The sequence below is a fragment of the Chryseobacterium sp. Bi04 genome (assembly GCF_918698085.1).
In the GTDB taxonomy this organism is placed as follows: domain Bacteria; phylum Bacteroidota; class Bacteroidia; order Flavobacteriales; family Weeksellaceae; genus Chryseobacterium.
This window is the reverse complement of the sequence record NZ_CAKKLP010000010.1, coordinates 92028-109677: the sequence shown is the minus strand read 5'-3', so window position 1 is coordinate 109677 and position 17650 is coordinate 92028. Positions and strand designations below refer to the sequence as shown.

Below are 17650 nucleotides of genomic sequence, written 5' to 3'. Positions count from 1 at the left end.
CTGCTTGATTTGCTGAATCAGCGAGAGAAATATTAACCACAAAAGTCATAAAAGATTTAAACACTTAATAAAGCTGGGAAAATAAGCTCACATAAGTTTTTAAAAAATCAAAGATTTTTTTGCTTAAGAATACTTTTATTTTCAATCCGTTTAAACTTAAAATAACTAAAGTGTTTATAGCTTTTTACTCAGCTTTTGTTACTAAATTTTTAATTAGTTTAAACAGGCTTATTATTAAAACCGCCCCGTCAAAAATTCTTTGAATTTTCACCACCCTTCCAAAGGGAGGTGAATACGTAAACGTAAGAGTCTTCCCGTTTTCCAATATCTATTACGGTATAAAAATTCAACAAATTGGCTTCTGGCTGTCCATTTTTTGTATCTTCATGTGGAAAGCTTATTAAGAACAATCATGGGTAATGACTTCCATTATAACTTCATAGAACCGGATCAGGCAATTGCCGATTTTGTAGAAAATCTGGGGACATTTCAAAATCTTTCTGGCGAACCTAAGGAAGTTGTTATCATTCCTGACGGGCGGGTTGATCTATTTTTCATGCAATCGCCGGCTGAACCTTTTTGTGTTACACTTCTCGGTTTGGAGACCTATCCGGAGCAAAGAGAAATACCTTCGAAAACTACTGCTTTTGTGGTCAGTTTTAAGCCTATCGCTGTGGAATATATTTTAAATACTTCTATTGCCGATGTATTAAATAAGGGAAAAGTACTTTCCGATGATTTTTGGGATTTTAAAGCTGAGGATCTATATGATTTTGAGCTTTGCTGTAAAAAAGCAACGCAAAAAATAAAAGAACTGCTGCCTGAAAAAACAGATGAAAGAAAACGGAAACTTTTTGAACTTATTTATCTATCAAAGGGTGAAATGAGCGTGAAAGATCTTTCAGAAAAAACAGGCTGGAGCAGCCGTCAGATCAACCGCTATTTTACAAAACAATTAGGGTTATCCTTAAAAGCCTATTCTACTATTTTACGCTTCAGAACTTCACTGGAACATATCGCACAGGGGAAACTCTTCCCTGAACTCAATTATACAGACCAAAATCACTTCATCAAGGAAATTAAAAAATTCTCAGGAGTTGCCCCCAAAGAATTATCCAAAAACAAAAATGACCGATTTGTACTATTATCAGTGTTGAAAGGAAAATAAATTTGCATTGTATAATTTAAATTAACAATGCTGATAGACAATACATCAATAGCTATCGTTGGGGGCGGTCCTGCAGGACTTACCCTGGCAAGACTTTTACAATTGAAAAACGCGAACGTAAAAGTATATGAAAGGGATTATAATAAAAATGCACGGGTAAAAGGCTCTCCTCTCGATATGCATGAAAATTCCGGGCTGGCGGCCTTACGTAAAGCTGATCTGTTGGATGAATTCAAAAAGACATTCCGTCCCGGTGCAGATAAGACCCTTATTATGAATGAACAGGCTGAAGTATTTTTCAGCGATCATGAACTAAAGCCTGAGGAAGATTTCGGAGCTGAACACTTCCGTCCGGAAATAGACCGTGGGCCTTTAAGAAATATGCTGCTGGAGTCCTTACAACCTGAAACAGTAGTTTGGGACAGCCATTTTTTATCGATGGAGGCTTGGCAGGGAGGCTGGATGCTTCATTTCAAAAATGGCACTTCCGCTTATGCTGATCTTGTGATTGCAGCAGATGGTGCCCATTCTAGAATACGTCCTTACCTCACAGAAATTAAACCTGTTTATTCCGGAATTATCATGCTTGAAGGTAATGTTTCGAAGGAAGCAGCCCCGCATATTGATGCACAGATCAAAGGTGGTAAAATAATGGCTTTTGGAAATTCTAAAAATATACTGCTTGGTCAGAAAGGCAACGGAGACCTCGGATTTTATGCCAGCTTTAAGGCAGATGAAAACTGGAGTATACACAGTGGCCTGGACTTTTCGGATAAGCTACAGGTTTTGGAATGGTTTAAAACAGAATATGCTGAATGGAACAATATCTGGGATGAATTATTTGAAAATGCCCAGACTCCTTTTATTCCACGCCCGATCTACTCTATACCTTTGGACCAGACCTGGGAAGCAATGCCTAACTTGACTCTGCTGGGTGATGCAGCGCATGTGATGCCTCCCTTTGCAGGAGAAGGCGCTAATATGGCCATGCTGGACGCTTTGGAGCTTAGTGAATGCCTTACAGACAATACGTACCCTACTTTACGGGAAGCCATTTCTGCCTATGAAATCAATATGCGCAAAAGAGCTGCCATTGCCACCCGGGAATCCCTTGAAAATGGTGAACAGATGCATTCTGAAAAAGCCCTGGCAACCATGCTGGCATTTTTTAGCGGACACTAAACCAGCCTAAAAGCTTATTCAACATTCAAATTTTGAGGAAGTACCATCAAAAGCCTGTAAAAAATAGTTCACAAAAACAGCCTGATGGCTTCATCAGGCTGTTTTTATGTCAGTATTACCCAAACCATCAAAAAAATGATAGATATCTGTTTCTGTTGGGATATGGAGTCTTTTTCTGATCCGGTATTTTTTCTGCTGAACAGTCCGGTGTTGGATGAGCGTATAAGCAGCAATTTCTTTGGATGTAAAATGTAATTTGATCATTGCGCAGAATGTAAGTTCAGAAGTTTCAAGATTAGGATTGATATTTAAAAGTCTGTTGATAAAGTTCGGATAAGTTTCTTTAAACCGGTTAAAAAATTCAGGATCATTTTTCCTTGCCAATTCTAGAATTTCGTCCTGTTTACTACCATCTACTCGGGCTTTTAATTTTTCAGTTTCCGTTGTAAGCGCTTCTTTTTTCTTTCGCAATAAGTCTACAATTCTCCAGGTATATATTCCCACCACAGAGAAACCAACAAACGATAAAAGGATCACCCATTGTATATTTTTATCATGTTGTTCGGTATCTTTTTTTGTTTCGCTAATAAAAGACTCCATATCCTGATTAATCGTTTTCATTAACGCAGCATTGGTTTTGCTTTTTGCATTAGCAAAGGTCTGGAGATAAAAATAGGCATTGACATCATCATTTCTCTCTTTATGCAGCCATTTAAAATCATTATAAATATATTTGGTATAATAGGTATAAACATCTCTTGTTTTTTTATCAATTTCTAAAGCACGTTTAAGATTTTTTTCTGCTTTATCATACTGTTTATCCCAAATATAGCATTCAGCTAAAATAGTATGGGCAGTAAGGGCATCAATATCCATTGCCTTTTCTTTATCCGGATCATCAACTACTTTTCTTAAATATATTTCAGCAGAATCCAATCTCTTTTCACCCCATATATAATGTTCTCCAAATATTACATTCAAACGTCTTGAATCATTCAATAATCTGGCTTTATGCAAATAATATAAAGATTTATCAGCCTGTTTGCTAATATCAAGGTAGGCAGCCTTGTTGGTATATATTTCTGACAGTAATTCTTTTTTGAATGGGGATTCATCGATTCTTTTTGAATAATCAAGTGCATAACTATTATATTCGAGCGCTCTATTAAGTTTATGCATCTCTACATCCAACTTGCTGTAATTATTATAAAATATTGCTTTATGAAGATTACTTTTTGAGTCTTTTAAAATTTTTTCGGCCTGATTAAAAAGAACATCCGCTTGCTGGTAATTTTCTGTTGACGTATTTATTTTTGCTAAATTCGTATAACACAAAGCTTTACCTTCCTGATAGCCTATTTTATTAGCTTTTCTATAATAGTTTGTATTCAGGTTAACGAGAGAATCATATTCTCCTAAAAGCCTGAGCCTTTCATTTTCATGTAATAGAGGAATATCAAAACTTTTTTCATACTTCTTATAATTGCGAGTACATGAAACTAAAATAATGAGCAAAATAAATAGAAAAGGACGAATCATAATACTTTTTAATTTTTCATGTATAAATTACAATTAAAAAGTGGTTTTCATATATTTTAACCTTATTATTACTCTTCTCATTTCACAATGAATAAAACTCTTTTTTAAAATTCATCTGACGGCATATAATTTTTTTACCCCAACTCATCAAAAAAATGATAGATATCTGTTTCTGTTGGGATATGGAGTCTTTTTCTGATTCTGTATTTTTTCTGCTGAACGGTCCGGTGTTGGATAAGCGTATAAGCAGCAATTTCTTTGGAGGTAAAATGCAACTTGATCATGGCACAGAATGTAAGCTCAGAAGTTTCAAGATTAGGATTGATACTTAAAAGCCTGTTGACAAATTTTGGATAAGTTTCTTTAAACCGGTTAAAAAATTCAGGATCATTTTTCCTTGCCAATTCTAGAATTTCGTCCTGTTTACTACCATCTACTCGGGCTTTTAATTTTTCAGTTTCCGTTATAAGTGCTTCTTTTTTCTTTCGCAGCAAGTTTATAATTCTCCATGCATAGATACCTAACAGTGAAAAGCCTGCAAGCGTTAAAAGGACTATCCATCTTACTTTTTTTTTCTGCTTTTCCGAGTCTTTTACAGTTTCTTCTATAAATACCTGCATATCCTGATCTATTGTTGCTGATAAAGAATCGAAGGTTTTATTTCTTCCTTCTGTATAGGCATTTAAATAAAAATAAGCTTTTTCCTGATCTCCTTTTTTTTCATACAATCTCCTGAGATCATTATAAATGTATTTTGTATAACCAGCAAAAATACGCCTTGTTTTCTTATCTATTTCCAGAGCCCGGTGAAAAGCATCTTCTGCTTTATCATATTGCTGATCCTCAATATAATACTCCCCCAGGATAGCATATATATTAAGGGTGACACCATCCTTTTTTGTGGTGTCTATTTTGTTATAGGCTCTGAATATATATTTTCTGGCCGAATCTTTGTTTCTATGCATATAAATGTAATCACTTATAGCGCAATCAACAATACCGGACTGATCAAATTTTCCTGCTTTCTGAAAATATTCTAAAGCAATTTTATATTGTTTTCTAATGACATGATATTCTCCTGCCCTGATATATATTTTAAAAAGAATCCTGTTTTTTAATTCAGGATTTTCACTCTTTTTGATATAGCCCATTGCTTTATTATTATACTCTAAAGCTTTATCAATCCTTTTTAATTCTCTATTGAACATGCTATAATTATTATAAAATATAGCTTTGTGTGTATTATCTTTTGAATCTCTTAAAATAACTTCTGCTTTATCAAAAAAAACCTCTGCTTTCTGATAGTTATCACGAGACATATTAACCTGCGCCAGATTTATATAACATAAGGCCTTCCCCTCCTGATATCCCATACTATCTGCTTTTTTATAATATTTTGTATTAAGATTCATAAGAGAGCCATAGTCACCGGCAATCCGGAATTCTTCATTCCGGATCATCAAAGGGGTATCAAATTCTTTTTCATATACTTTAGAATCAGGACTGCATGAAACTAAAATAAGGAACAAAATAGAAAGGAAAATACGTATCATCATGCTTTTTAATATTACCACTATAATTTATGAGTTAAAAATTTTTCTTCAATAAGTAGCATAATATTTACTCTTGACATTTTACCATGAATAAAATTCTTTTTTAAAATTCATCTGACAACATATAATTATTTTTTTAGCCCAACTCATCAAAAAAATGATAGATATCTGTTTCTGTTGGGATATGGAGTCTTTTTCTGATCCTGTATTTTTTCTGCTGAACAGTCCGGTGTTGGATGAGTGTATAAGCAGCAATTTCTTTGGAGGTAAAATGCAACTTGATCATCGCACAGAATGTAAGTTCAGAAGTTTCAAGATTAGGATTGATACTTAAAAGTCTGTTGATAAACTCCGGATAAGTTTCTTTAAACCGGTTAAAAAATTCAGGATCATTTTTCCTTGCCAATTCTAGAATTTCGTCCTGTTTACTACCATCCACTCGGGCTTTTAATTTTTCAGTTTCCATTGTAAGCGCTGCTTTTTTCTTTCGCAGCAAGCTTATAATTCTCCATGCATAGATTCCTAACAGTGAAAAGCCTGCAAGCATTAAAAGGATTATCCATCTTACTTTTTTTTCCTGCTTTTCCGAGTCTTTTATAGTTTCTTCTATAAATGCCTGCATATCCTGATCTATTGTTGCCGATAAAGTATCATAGGTTTTATTTCTTGCCTTTGTATAGACATTTAAATAAAAAAAAGCTTTCTCCTGATCTCCTTTCTGTTCATACAGCATCCTGAGATCATTATAAATGTATTTTGTGTAATTGGCGAAAATACGCCGCGTTTTCTTATCAATCTCTAACGCCTGTTTAAATTCTATCTCAGCTTTATCATACTGTTTATAGGTAAGGTAATATTCTCCCATAATAGTATATATATTAAGGGCATTGGCATCATTTTTTTTCCCCGTAATCATTTTATTATAGGCACTTGATATATACTTATAGGCAGAATCCTTATTTTTACGCATATAGAAATAATCACTAATAATGCAATCTGCAATACCGGTTTGATCAAGCTTTTTCATGTTGTGAAAAGATTCTAAAGCAAGATTATACTTTTGCCCGATCATATAATATTCGCCCTGTGCGAAATAGATGTTAAAAAGAATTCTATTTTTTAATTCAGGATTTTCACTTTTCCTGATATAGTTCATTGCTTCATTATTATACTCAAAAGCTTTATCAAAATTCTTAAATTCTCTATTGAGCCTACTGTAGTTAGCATAAAATATAGCTTTGTGCGTATTATTTTTTGAATTTCTTAATATGATTTCAGCTTTATCAAAAAAAACCTCTGCTTTCTTATAGTTTTCCAGCGATATATTAACCTGTGCCAGATTTATATAACATAAGGCCTTCCCCTCCTGATATCCCATACTATCTGCTTTTTTATAATATTTTGTATTAAGAGTCATGAGGGAGTCATAGTCACCGGCAATCCGGAATTCTTCATTCCGGATCATCAAAGGGGTATCAAATTCTTTTTCATACACTTTAGAATCAGGGCTGCATGAAACTAAAATAATGAGCAAAATAGAAAGGAAAATACGTGTCATCATGCTTTCTATAATTAAACTGTAAAATTATCCGTATCGGTAATCATTAAAACTCGCTTTTTACTTGTCAGTGTTAGATCTTGTATCTCATAAAAACCAAGTGGTCATACAATAATCTTTAATGCCATCTCCATTTTTACAATACTCTTATTCTTTATCTTTTAATTGATCAAAAAAGTCATAAATATCCATTTCCCCCGGAATATTCAGTCTTTTTCTGATCCGGTATTTTTTCTGCTGAACAGACCTGTGCTGTACAAAAGTATAATCAGCAATCTCTTTGGATGAAAAATGCAGTTTCAGCATCGCGCAGAAAGTCAGTTCAGAGTTTTCAAGATCGGGATTAATCTTCAGGAGCGTCTGTACAAAATCCGGATATAATTCCTTGAAATTCAGTAAAAAAGAGGAGTCATTTCTTTTCGCAAGCTCAGTTACTTCCTGAAGCTGCCGGGTAAATACATTGCTTTTCAGCTCATCTGTTTCCTTCACCAATGTTCTTTTTTTCAGCCTCAGCTTATTGATGATCTTCCGGACATAGACTCCTGAAATAGTAAGCGCCGCAATAGACAAAGCAACCCAAAATGGCAGTTTATTTTTGTGCCAGTCTGAATCTCTCTTTACTTTTGAAATAATCTCATCTGTAGCATTATTCATTGTTCTGAATCGCGCACCTGAAAAATTTTCTTCCTCTTCCATATACTTCTTCAGGTAGTAATAGGCTTCTCTTCCTTCATTTTTCTTTTTGTACAGCGTTGCGAGCGATTTATAAACTTCTTTGATGTGGGAAGCATTGGTATATCTTGTTTTTATATTGATTTCCAACGCTTTTTTAAGATTTTTTTCGGCCTCATCATAATTATTAATTTCATTATAATAATAGCCCATCACATAATATACCCAAAGGGATTCTGTATTGCTAATCTTCTGATTCTGTATTTTTTCGCTGGCGTTGGAAACATATATTCCTGCATTATCTATTTGATGCACAGATAAGTAGTATTCCGCAACCAGACTATTACTGAAAGCTGAATTTTCTAATGCATTACCTTTCAAATAACATTTCAAAGCAGCCCCAAGCCATCCTTTCCGGGCTAGAAAGATTCCCTTCTTCAAAAAGAGCTTTGAAAGAAGTTTATCACTGAGTTTAGATTTTTTTGCACCTTTTAAATAACGGAATGCCCTGTCATTATATTCTAAAGCTTTATCATAAAGCTTTAGATGATAGTAATACTTACTGTAAATATCATAAAATAGCGCTTTATGATATGCATTTTTGGAATTAAGCAGATCTTTTTCCGCTTTTTGGAAAAAAAATAGAGCCTTTTCATAATTTCCTGCAGAAACATTCACCCTTGCTATATTCATATAACAAAGCCCTCTACCATCTGTATACCCCATATTTTCCGCTTTTTTCAAATACTCTATGTTCAGACGAACAACAGATTCGTATACACCGGATAACAATAAAGTATCATTTTTGGTCAGTAAAGCAGTATCAAAGGATTCTTTCTGTTCTTCACTTATATTCTGTCTGCATGAGAATAAGACAAGCAATAAACCTATACAAAGGGTATAGATTTTAATATTTTTCATGACTTTTGAATATATAATTTTACTTCTGATAAATTTAACCTATTAGTATTAGTTGAAAGAATTTTTTTCATCCGTTAAGCATTTTATTCCTTTTCAAAATAGTCCATTATTTTTTTCAATTTTTAAACTCATTTATCCGTAACGATATTATTTTTTTCTCTATACCTACCTACACATTATAAAAAATAAATCCGAAAACAGAAATCCAATTAACATAGTATCATATCTTTAGATTATTAATAATTCTCTTTCATAAATATACATAATTTATCGTACTAAGTTGAGATAAGATATTAATTTAACAAACATCATCATTTAAGGTTAATTATTTTCCATTTTTCCTTCTGTTTAATTATAAAATAAACTAAAAACACATCTTTTAACTTGACGGAAAAGCAGGCTATAAACATTAATTTTTTACCAAAATCAAGCGTGAAAGCACAAACATTCTGAAAACTATTCTGTTTTATTATTTGCAGCAGAGTATTTTATAATAGAATGCAACCTATTCAATATAGTTTTTTACTGTGAATTTAAATAACACCGAATGCAGACAATTCTCACACAACACATAAAGCACTACAATTCAATCAACTACAATTTATTATTTTTTAGAGATTTATGTAAAAGTCTGGTTAAACAATTAAAAATTTAGTCACAATGCTGAATGAAACGCGATAAACACTTTAGTTTATTTTAAGTTTAAACTGATTGGAAACAAAAAGAACACTTAAGCAAAAAATCTTTGATTTTTTAAAAACTTACATGAGCTTTAGTGAACTTATTTCCACAGCTTCATTAAACTTAAGTGTTCAAGAAACTTTGTGACTTTTGATTACGTCGAAATAACATTCATCGACTGAAAGGAGATAATCTTCGATTTGTGGTTAAAGTAAAAAGTGTAAACAAGTTCTAAGAAAAAGTATATAACATTTGATTTTAATTGTATCCAAAACTATTTGCATCTTTGTTACTACAATTAAAAACTTATCTATGAATATTGAATATCGAAAACTTCTTTCCGGAGAGAGTACAATGTACAGGGCTATCAGATTGGAGAGCCTGGAAAGGTTTCCTGAATCATTCGGAGCGACCTATGAAGAGGCCAGGAATACGGAAAAACTAAGAATAGAATATGATATAGAAAATCAGACACCGGAAAGGTTTGTCTGGGGAGCATTTGCAGCGGGGGAGCTTATAGGAATCTGTGTTTTTGTGAAAGATGCCGGTTCTTCCGGAAATATCTACCAGATGTATGTAAAAGAAGGATTTCAGGGTAAAAATATAGGGTATGGATTGATTGACGCTGTGATTCGTGAGGCAAGAAAATTATTTCATAGCATCGATATTTTCCTTGATGTGATTCCCACCAATGAAAGAGCTTATTATTTATACAGAAAGATTGGCTTTAAAGAAGTGGAAAAAGAAACAGAAGACAGAAAAAATGATTCTAATATCATTATGCAATATCAACATTAAAACCTTTAGTATGAAAAAAATACAATTTTTACTCTTTTTGTTTTGCTTTTCAGCTGCTTTGGCACAAAAGCAATATAATATAGAACTGCTTTTCCTTACTGACAGCAATGAAGTAGCTCCTCATGTTGAAGTAACTTTTATAAAAGAAAACAAAACCGGCGCTGTAATGGTAAAAAAAGTAAAGGCCGATGATAAAGGTCTTTTAAAACTCAGTCTCTCTGATGCCTATTTTAGTAAAAAAGACTCATTAATTATTCAGAGCTATTATTATACTAAGGATACCTATTACTTTGACTATCATGAAGAGTTGGCAAAAAACCAGTTTCCTTTTAAAAAGACTGTTATCCTTGAGCATATTGTTCCTCCTACACTTGAGGAAATTAACAGTTCCAATGTTCCACCTCCTCCTATGCTTCCCAAATCTTCAAAAAAAAGATCAAAAAATAGCCGGTAGAATGGTTGAATTTTTAGGTTAGGCCTGGACGAAAATCTAATAGAACTCAGCCAGGTTCGCTTTCTGCTGAACGAAATACCACTGCAAACAGAAAATTAAAATCTAAATGAAGCATTGGAAACCCAGCATTGGCATATAATTGGGATCAGGTTGTAAGCTTGGGGACTAAGCAAATTGGATTAAATCTAAAAACCTCTTGTTTGGATAACATTCAGAAATCTATGTATTAAATAAAATATGTGATTTTATATTTGACTTGAAAATAGGATGTAAATACCCTTTTACTTCATGCAAAGGAATGATAATTGGGGTGTTCTATGGTAAGAAAGCAAAGAAAGGCGACTTTGTCGCTGATAAGCGATATAAAAAGTTAGCTTCATCAAAATCGATTTCTAATCGATTCATTCTTGGCTCACTTACAATCAAGCATAATAAAAATAGAACTTGGCGTCAACTTTTTCACAAATCCTAAAATTGCCTCATCGTTTTATTTATTCACAAAAAATGCCATGCAGAAGCCTTTATTTCTACATGGCATTTTGGTGACCCGGCTGGGATTCGAACCCAGGACCCATACATTAAAAGTGTATTGCTCTACCAGCTGAGCTACCGAGTCGGTTATTTACTTTTCTATGTTTCCATTTTCAAGTAAATCCCTTTGTTTAAGGGACTGCAAAGATAGAAAAATACTTTTTAACTCCAACTTTTTTATACATTTTTATTCAATAAATTTCACGGAACAGAAGACGTTCGTTGGTTGATATCAATTCACTGACGAAGTATTTATTTCTAAGTAATTATTTATTAGATAATTACTCAAAAAACACCATGTGAAAGACAGCATATGATATTTAATCAATTGAAACCATTATCTTCTTTCAATCCTGAAAAATTACCAAGATAAGGTGCTTTGTGGTCTTATTTTCCATATCCTATAGCGGAGGGCGATATTTGAGAAAGATAGGTAAACTCGGGCTAGCAATGTTCCATCAGCCAAATCCGATTTTATATGATAAGGGGTTTTCGCTTCCGGTTGCCAATGCTACATGGAAAAATAATCCCTCGAAACATATCTAGTGCCTGCCTCTCACAACATGAAATATATAACAAGGGATCACCAAGTATATCTATCGGTGTGCTGAGAAACTGGATATAATTTCGCTTTATGCAGCAGGTAACTATACTTAAAAAGAAAAAAACTGAGATATTTCAGAATTGGAATCAGGTTCTTGTAAATCCATCAATATATGGCAATAAGAAGCAATCAAGCCAAATGTAGTATATAAGTAGTACCAGCTAATCTTAAAATAAAGGCCGTACCTAACTTTTTATTATATATTTGATAGTCAACAATAATGCAATTAATGTACCGATATGACAAAGATTATATCATAACAAAATGCATTTTGCTTTTTATAGTCTAAAAGACTAATTAACTTAAACACTTAAAATTATGGAATTACACAAGAAAATTCTGCTTGGATCATTTATTTCGATGGCTATGGTATCATGTAGCACTACAAACGACAATGTAGAAGAAAACAGCCCACAAGTACAAGCTGCATCAAACGCAGATACTTCTGCAGGTTTCGAAAACACCCGAATGTGTAAAGATGTTTATCTTCCCGGAGAAGGTTATATTCCCGGAACCGCCTCAAAGGGAGCCGTCCTTACCAGTAAAAAATGGCCGAATGGCAGTGTAATTACTGTAAGCTTTATTGGAGGGAGTACCACAGTTCGCAACAAAGTAATGCAATATGCTCAGGCATGGTCCCAATATGCCAACATTACCTTTAAATTTGTTACCAGTGGAACCGCACAGATTCGTGTTTCCTTCAAATCCGGCCCCACAGATGGATCTTACTCCTATATAGGAAAAGATGCTCTTGGCATCCCCGCTAATCAGGAAACAATGAACTTTGGCTGGTTTACTGATACAACATCTGATACTGAGTTCAGCAGAACAGCCACTCACGAATTTGGACATGCACTTGGTATGATACATGAGCACCAACACCCTTTAGCTGCTATCCCTTGGGATAAACCAAAGGTATATGCCTATTACGCAGCTGCTCCAAATTATTGGACTCAAGCTCAAGTAGACACTAACTTTTTTACAAAATATTCAACTACACAAACGCAATATAGTGCTTATGATAAATTCTCAATTATGCATTATAGCATCAGTTCAACCCTGACAACAAACGGATTTAGTGTTGGCAACAATACTGTTCTATCCCCTACAGATAAGCAGTTTATTGCAACAGTGTATCCAAAATAATAACTCAATCCATTGCAAAAAAGTCTACCTTGTATGCCGAGGTAGACTTTTGCTATGGACTCCATTAACTAACGGATAAATAAATCTTTATTATACTAATTAAATAAGATGACTTTGTAACTTATATATAGCATTGCTCTAAAAAATCAATTATTTCCATCCCATAACTACCTGATCAAGTGGTGACTATTCCAGATCAGCACAGGCTCAACAATTATTTTATAGTCTTACATTATCTTATTCTCAGTCTTATACTAAGATCTTAATTATAATTTTGCTTTAGCTGCTGTTGCTCCACCCCAAAGTGAGCCTGGATTAACACGGTCTCCATGTAGCTCCATCATCCGGTCAAAGAGTTCGCGTGCCGTAGCTGTTTCTTTATTAAGGCGCATAAAATCCTGAAAATAAACCTTGGTTTCCTGAATAATCTTTGGATGGTTTTCAAGTTCCGGACGCCCATGGCCGGCAACTACAGAATGGGGAGCCAGTGATTCGAGTTTGTCAAGTGCTGCAATCCATTGAAGCCAAGTTTCCGGGTTACCTTCTGCCATATAAGGGTGAACACCGTTATACGCTGCATCTCCTGCTACAATCAGACCAATGGACGGTACATGCAGACCTGTTGAAAGAGCTGTATCTGTATAGCCGGTGTCAATGAGAATCAATTTGTTACCTTCCAGTTCAATGAAATTTTCTTCAAGAGGCTCCGGGAGTGTAATTTGTTCAGGAAGTTGACCAGGAAAACGCGTAGTCCAGAAATTATTAAAGAAAGCAGGATTGAGCTCACCGCGCATATGCTCTATAATATCCGGCCTTGCAACGGCCTTTGCCTGAGGAAAATGCTGCCTGAGAAGCTCTATACCAAAAAAATGATCACCATGGCCGTGGGTGATGTAGATTGTAGTAAGGTTCTTACCACTGGATTTTACCCATTCTACTAAAGCCTGTGAAGCTTCAGCAGTAAGGAATGTGTCCACTAATACGGCATCCTTTTCTCCATAGATGAGAGTTGATGAATTGGGCACCCACGCCAGAGATTCATAGCCCGAAGGCAGTTCCCGATTGAGACCGGGACGTTTGGTAATAAATACGGAATACTGTAAAGTTCCGTATTCTGTAATGTTGAAGTTTTCTTTTTGATCTTTTTCCATATTCCTGATGTTTTTTACGATCACAATATAGTATAAATCGTCTGTAAAAAAATGAATAGCCAGGGATTAAATTTTATTTTAAAATATCAATATAACAATGAAATAAATTAACCTAATACACAGCCTTTTAGGATATAGAAAACTATTAAAGTAATTTCAGATAATGCATGCTGTAAAAAGCATTAAAGCGTATATCTGTCCGAATAAAATTTTTATATTAGGATCGAAAATAATTTAAAAAAACACCTTATGAAAAAAGCAAACATTGTATTTGTACACGGGCTTTGGGCAGATGGCTCATGCTGGAATGATGTAATCCCTAGTCTTCTTGCTGAAGGGCATGATGTAATTTCTGTTCAGAATCCTCTCTCAACTTTAGCAGATGATGTAGCTGCCACCAACAGGGCACTGGACAAACTTGAAGGTCCCATTATTCTTATCGGACACTCCTGGGGTGGTGTTGTCATTACCGCAGCAGGGGTCCATCCAAAAGTACGGGCTTTGGTATATGTGGCTGCTATGGCCCCGGACAAAGATGAAACACTTGGCGGATTGACAGAGCATTATCCAACTGCAGCCTTACAGCATTTAGACATCGCTGACGGCTATATCCGGCTCACCAAAGAAGGCATTCAGAAATATTTTGCAAGTGATGTCCCAGAGAAACAAACAGCATTGATGTATACGACTCAAGGTCCTGCCAATGCAGCATTATTTGGTGAAAAAATGGGCACACCGGCCTGGAAAGAAAAGCCAAGCTGGTATATTGTTGCCAGCAAAGACGATGCTATCAGCCCAGAGCTTGAAAGAATCATGGCCAAAAGAATCAATGCAAAAATAACGGAACTGGACACAAGCCATGTCCCTATGATCTCAAAACCCGAGGAGGTGCTGAAGGTCATTAGAGAAGCTATTGCATCTGTATAATGTGAAAAAATTCAAACATTTTAACATTACAATAAGCCAAAATAAATCATGATATAATCAACCTGAGCTTAACAGATAGGCAACTGCCCTTTGATGTTCTATTGTAAGAAAGCAAAGAAGCGACTATAAAAAGTTAGCTACATCAAAATCGAATTCTAATCAATTCATTCTTGGCTCACTTACAATCAGGCATAATAAAAATAGAACTTTGCCTCAACTTTTGCACAGATCCGAGAATTGCCTGATCATTTTATTTATTCACAAAAAAAGCCATGCAGAAGCCTTTATTTCTACATGGCATTTTGGTGACCCGGCTGGGATTCGAACCCAGGACCCATACATTAAAAGTGTATTGCTCTACCAGCTGAGCTACCGAGTCGGCCATCTACTTTTTTATGTTTCCATTTTCAAGTAAATCCTTTTGTTTAAGGGACTGCAAAGATAAAAACTTTTTCTTTATCTCCGTTATTTTATTTAAAAAAAATCATTTTTTTCACCTGATTACAATGGATGCAAATAAGTCTTTCTTCCCTTACCTTTTGGAACAGATTCAAAATCAATATATTTAGAGTTTAAAAACCAAAAAACGTTTAATTGGAAAAATTAACAAAATGAGGAATATCTGTTGCAAAACTATTCATTGGCAAAAGATTATTCCGATTGCTGTTAAAGTCAAAAACTGAATTATTATCGAAAGGAACACGGGGATAATACATGAAAGAAATTTGAATTCTGTTGAAAACCAGAAACGGATTATTGATTAAAACACCAATTCCTATTTTCGTGTTTGCTTTTGTTTTCAGCAGTGTATCATCAGGCATACCCAGCCAGCCGACTGCCGCCGTTAGATAGGGACTGAAATGAAAATTCTTCCAGGTTTTATTGATAAACAGCTGAAGCTGATATCTTAAAACCAATTTTTTTGTTCCGATATAATCCGAATTGTAAACAGGAAATTCGTCTGCAGCAGAAAGATTGATTCTGTCTTTATAAGAATAATTATGTTGTGGATTTCCCAAGGCTAAAGTGGGAGAAAAGAAATGTCTTGCTTTGGCAAATTTCCAATCCATAAGATTCGTAAAATAAGTTCCATCCAGCCGGAAAGATTCACGGTTAGGGTCATCCTCATTAAAAAATCTTCCAAACTGAGCTTTAAGATTGAAATATCCCAACTTTGTAAAGGTACCGTATGACGCAGAAATGCCAAGATAAGGCTTCACATCACTATTTCTTGACAAAGCTCCTGCTGTGAGATTCAACGAGTTACCATATGCAATATCCTCCGGCAAATCATATTGAAAAATATTCTTCTGAACCGAGAAACTTCTGTGAATATATCCTACAGACATCAAAAAACTGTTATAAGAACTGAAATATTTATACTTGTCTATTTCCGGGCTGTCTTTATACTGATAATTCTGAAACCTCCCTATCACGGCAATATTACCGGAAACCTTTTCTTTTGGATCCGATGAAACAGGAATCTGATAACCACCCCATACATCCTGGCTGTAAACTTTGATTTGAACTTCCGGAAAAGTGGTGTCAGTTTCTGTTGGAAGTAAAACATTTCGCATAAAATATTCGAAACTAATACCACCGGCCCATTTCGTTAAGGGGGAGAAAAAATCTCTTCTGACATTGAAATTGATTCTTTCATTTTTAAAAAAATCCCGTTCCCCAAGAACCTGAGCATTGATATAGGTACCAAAAAGATTATAGGCTGTATAGCTCCCGAAAAGATAATCCTGCTTTTCTTTGGAATCATTTCTATACAGGAAATTCAGTTCATGACCTAATCCAAGTACATTTTCTTCCGTCATTCCCAACCCAATTTTACTTCCTGAATAACTGACTCTGGGTTTCAGACTCCAGGAATCGAGAACTTTTACAATAACATCAATAGAATCTTTACTGGAAGTACTGTCGGAAACACTGATATTAACTCTGTTTATAAATGGCATTGTTCTCAGCAAACGCTCAGATTCATAGAGTTTCTGGGCATTATATTCTTCACCTTCCTGAAAAAGCAAATAATTATTAACCGTGGAAATTCTTGTATTAGAATGAAGGTGATTAGTGATCCAATCATACCATTTGGATTTTACTTTATCATCTTTAGAGCCATATCCAAAAGGGTCAATTGTTTCTATCCGGATATTTCTGATGTATTTTTTATTATAAGCTTCCTGCGACAGTTTTTCAGTCCTGCTTTTAACAGAAGTAGAATCTGCCTCTCTACGGAATATAAAACGATGAATAAATTTGGTCACTTTCCTTTGATCTGAAAATTCCTCTATCTTGTAATAGAGCGAATCTTTTTTCTCTTGTGCATTTAAAAAGAAAAAACCACCTAGAAAGAAAAATAAAATTACAATTGATTTAGTCATTAGTCATCAAAAATTCAAAGTTTACAATATCAATTTATAAGCCAATATAGGTTAAAAATACACTAATATCCAGAAAATATCCGTGTAAAAAATAATATGATTACTGCTGTTTTTACATGACTCATCTTCTTACAGAAATATCTTCGGTACAACGGGGTATTTTTACTGTTATTTTCTCTGCTGTTTAAAATTTCAGAACTAAGTCCTGATCCGAACATATAGTACTAATTGGCCATGCTTTATAAAACAAAAAAACGGATAAAGCAGTTATAAAAACGCTTTATCCGTCCAAGTGACCCGGCTGGGATTCGAACCCAGGACCCATACATTAAAAGTGTATTGCTCTACCAGCTGAGCTACCGAGTCGGTCATCTG

12 protein-coding genes and 3 tRNA genes are annotated in these 17650 nt (G+C 34.6%); 6 read left to right on the top strand and 9 right to left on the bottom strand.

Features of this window, described 5'->3' with window-relative positions:
• Window positions 1–388: 388 nt before the first annotated feature.
• Together LQV47_RS15630 and LQV47_RS15625 are read left to right on the top strand one after the other, a co-directional pair.
• The gene (locus LQV47_RS15630; RefSeq protein WP_230038449.1) at window positions 389–1168 is read left to right on the top strand and encodes an AraC family transcriptional regulator; all 780 of its coding nucleotides are present in this window, start codon (window positions 389–391) and stop codon (window positions 1166–1168) included.
• Between the two features lie 27 nt (window positions 1169–1195).
• Entirely contained in the window at window positions 1196–2350 is a 1155-nt protein-coding gene (locus LQV47_RS15625) for an NAD(P)/FAD-dependent oxidoreductase (RefSeq protein ID WP_230038447.1), read from the top strand.
• Between the two features lie 93 nt (window positions 2351–2443).
• Here the strand turns inward: LQV47_RS15625 and LQV47_RS15620 are convergent, their stop codons facing one another.
• The 4 genes from LQV47_RS15620 to LQV47_RS15605 form a co-directional block, all read right to left on the bottom strand.
• Window positions 2444–3889: a tetratricopeptide repeat protein gene (locus LQV47_RS15620; protein WP_230038445.1), complete on the bottom strand. Its 1446-nt coding sequence runs from the start codon at window positions 3887–3889 to the stop codon at window positions 2444–2446.
• 134 nt (window positions 3890–4023) lie between these two features.
• Window positions 4024–5445, bottom strand: coding sequence for a tetratricopeptide repeat protein (locus LQV47_RS15615; protein WP_230038443.1), 1422 nt, complete (start codon window positions 5443–5445; stop codon window positions 4024–4026).
• A 133-nt stretch (window positions 5446–5578) separates the two neighbouring features.
• Window positions 5579–7003: a tetratricopeptide repeat protein gene (locus LQV47_RS15610; protein ID WP_230038441.1), complete on the bottom strand. Its 1425-nt coding sequence runs from the start codon at window positions 7001–7003 to the stop codon at window positions 5579–5581.
• A 144-nt stretch (window positions 7004–7147) separates the two neighbouring features.
• Window positions 7148–8593, bottom strand: coding sequence for a tetratricopeptide repeat protein (locus LQV47_RS15605; RefSeq protein ID WP_230038439.1), 1446 nt, complete (start codon window positions 8591–8593; stop codon window positions 7148–7150).
• A 993-nt stretch (window positions 8594–9586) separates the two neighbouring features.
• Between LQV47_RS15605 and LQV47_RS15600 the strand changes: the two genes are divergently transcribed.
• Window positions 9587–10072 carry a GNAT family N-acetyltransferase gene (locus LQV47_RS15600; protein WP_230038437.1) on the top strand — a complete coding sequence of 162 codons (486 nt, stop codon included), beginning with the start codon at window positions 9587–9589 and terminating at the stop codon, window positions 10070–10072.
• A gap of 10 nt (window positions 10073–10082) precedes the next feature.
• On the top strand, window positions 10083–10526 hold the full coding sequence (locus LQV47_RS15595; RefSeq protein WP_230038435.1) for a hypothetical protein: 444 nt from the start codon (window positions 10083–10085) through the stop codon (window positions 10524–10526).
• A 540-nt stretch (window positions 10527–11066) separates the two neighbouring features.
• Here the strand turns inward: LQV47_RS15595 and LQV47_RS15590 are convergent.
• Window positions 11067–11142: transfer RNA gene (locus LQV47_RS15590), tRNA-Lys, on the bottom strand.
• A gap of 837 nt (window positions 11143–11979) precedes the next feature.
• Between LQV47_RS15590 and LQV47_RS15585 the strand changes: the two genes are divergently transcribed.
• On the top strand, window positions 11980–12807 hold the full coding sequence (locus LQV47_RS15585) for a matrixin family metalloprotease (protein ID WP_230038433.1): 828 nt from the start codon (window positions 11980–11982) through the stop codon (window positions 12805–12807).
• A 266-nt stretch (window positions 12808–13073) separates the two neighbouring features.
• Here LQV47_RS15585 and LQV47_RS15580 read toward each other — a convergent pair whose 3' ends face one another.
• A complete protein-coding gene (locus LQV47_RS15580; RefSeq protein WP_230038432.1) occupies window positions 13074–13958 on the bottom strand; it encodes an MBL fold metallo-hydrolase in 885 nt (294 codons plus the stop codon).
• 249 nt (window positions 13959–14207) lie between these two features.
• Here LQV47_RS15580 and LQV47_RS15575 point away from each other — a divergent pair, with 249 nt between their 5' ends.
• Complete coding sequence (locus tag LQV47_RS15575) at window positions 14208–14885, top strand: alpha/beta hydrolase (RefSeq protein WP_230038430.1); 678 nt, start codon at window positions 14208–14210, stop codon at window positions 14883–14885.
• Window positions 14886–15188: 303 nt separating this feature from the next.
• On the opposite strand, the gene LQV47_RS15570 is transcribed toward LQV47_RS15575, so the two are convergent.
• From LQV47_RS15570 to LQV47_RS15560, 3 genes are all read right to left on the bottom strand, one after another.
• Window positions 15189–15264: transfer RNA gene (locus LQV47_RS15570), tRNA-Lys, on the bottom strand.
• Window positions 15265–15475: 211 nt separating this feature from the next.
• Window positions 15476–17275: a hypothetical protein gene (locus LQV47_RS15565; protein WP_230038428.1), complete on the bottom strand. Its 1800-nt coding sequence runs from the start codon at window positions 17273–17275 to the stop codon at window positions 15476–15478.
• A 293-nt stretch (window positions 17276–17568) separates the two neighbouring features.
• A tRNA-Lys gene (locus tag LQV47_RS15560) sits at window positions 17569–17641 on the bottom strand.
• Window positions 17642–17650: the final 9 nt, after the last annotated feature.

What these genes read in the sequence shown, in the direction of transcription:
- LQV47_RS15580 (WP_230038432.1), bottom strand. Translation starts at nt 13,958, where the DNA reads ATGGAAAAAGATCAAAAAGAAAACTTCAACATTACAGAATACGGAACT.
- LQV47_RS15585 (WP_230038433.1), top strand. Translation starts at nt 11,980, where the DNA reads ATGGAATTACACAAGAAAATTCTGCTTGGATCATTTATTTCGATGGCT.
- LQV47_RS15605 (WP_230038439.1), bottom strand. Translation starts at nt 8,593, where the DNA reads ATGAAAAATATTAAAATCTATACCCTTTGTATAGGTTTATTGCTTGTC.
- LQV47_RS15615 (WP_230038443.1), bottom strand. Translation starts at nt 5,445, where the DNA reads ATGATGATACGTATTTTCCTTTCTATTTTGTTCCTTATTTTAGTTTCA.
- LQV47_RS15600 (WP_230038437.1), top strand. Translation starts at nt 9,587, where the DNA reads ATGAATATTGAATATCGAAAACTTCTTTCCGGAGAGAGTACAATGTAC.
- LQV47_RS15620 (WP_230038445.1), bottom strand. Translation starts at nt 3,889, where the DNA reads ATGATTCGTCCTTTTCTATTTATTTTGCTCATTATTTTAGTTTCATGT.
- LQV47_RS15610 (WP_230038441.1), bottom strand. Translation starts at nt 7,003, where the DNA reads ATGATGACACGTATTTTCCTTTCTATTTTGCTCATTATTTTAGTTTCA.
- LQV47_RS15565 (WP_230038428.1), bottom strand. Translation starts at nt 17,275, where the DNA reads ATGACTAAATCAATTGTAATTTTATTTTTCTTTCTAGGTGGTTTTTTC.
- LQV47_RS15595 (WP_230038435.1), top strand. Translation starts at nt 10,083, where the DNA reads ATGAAAAAAATACAATTTTTACTCTTTTTGTTTTGCTTTTCAGCTGCT.
- LQV47_RS15575 (WP_230038430.1), top strand. Translation starts at nt 14,208, where the DNA reads ATGAAAAAAGCAAACATTGTATTTGTACACGGGCTTTGGGCAGATGGC.
- LQV47_RS15625 (WP_230038447.1), top strand. Translation starts at nt 1,196, where the DNA reads ATGCTGATAGACAATACATCAATAGCTATCGTTGGGGGCGGTCCTGCA.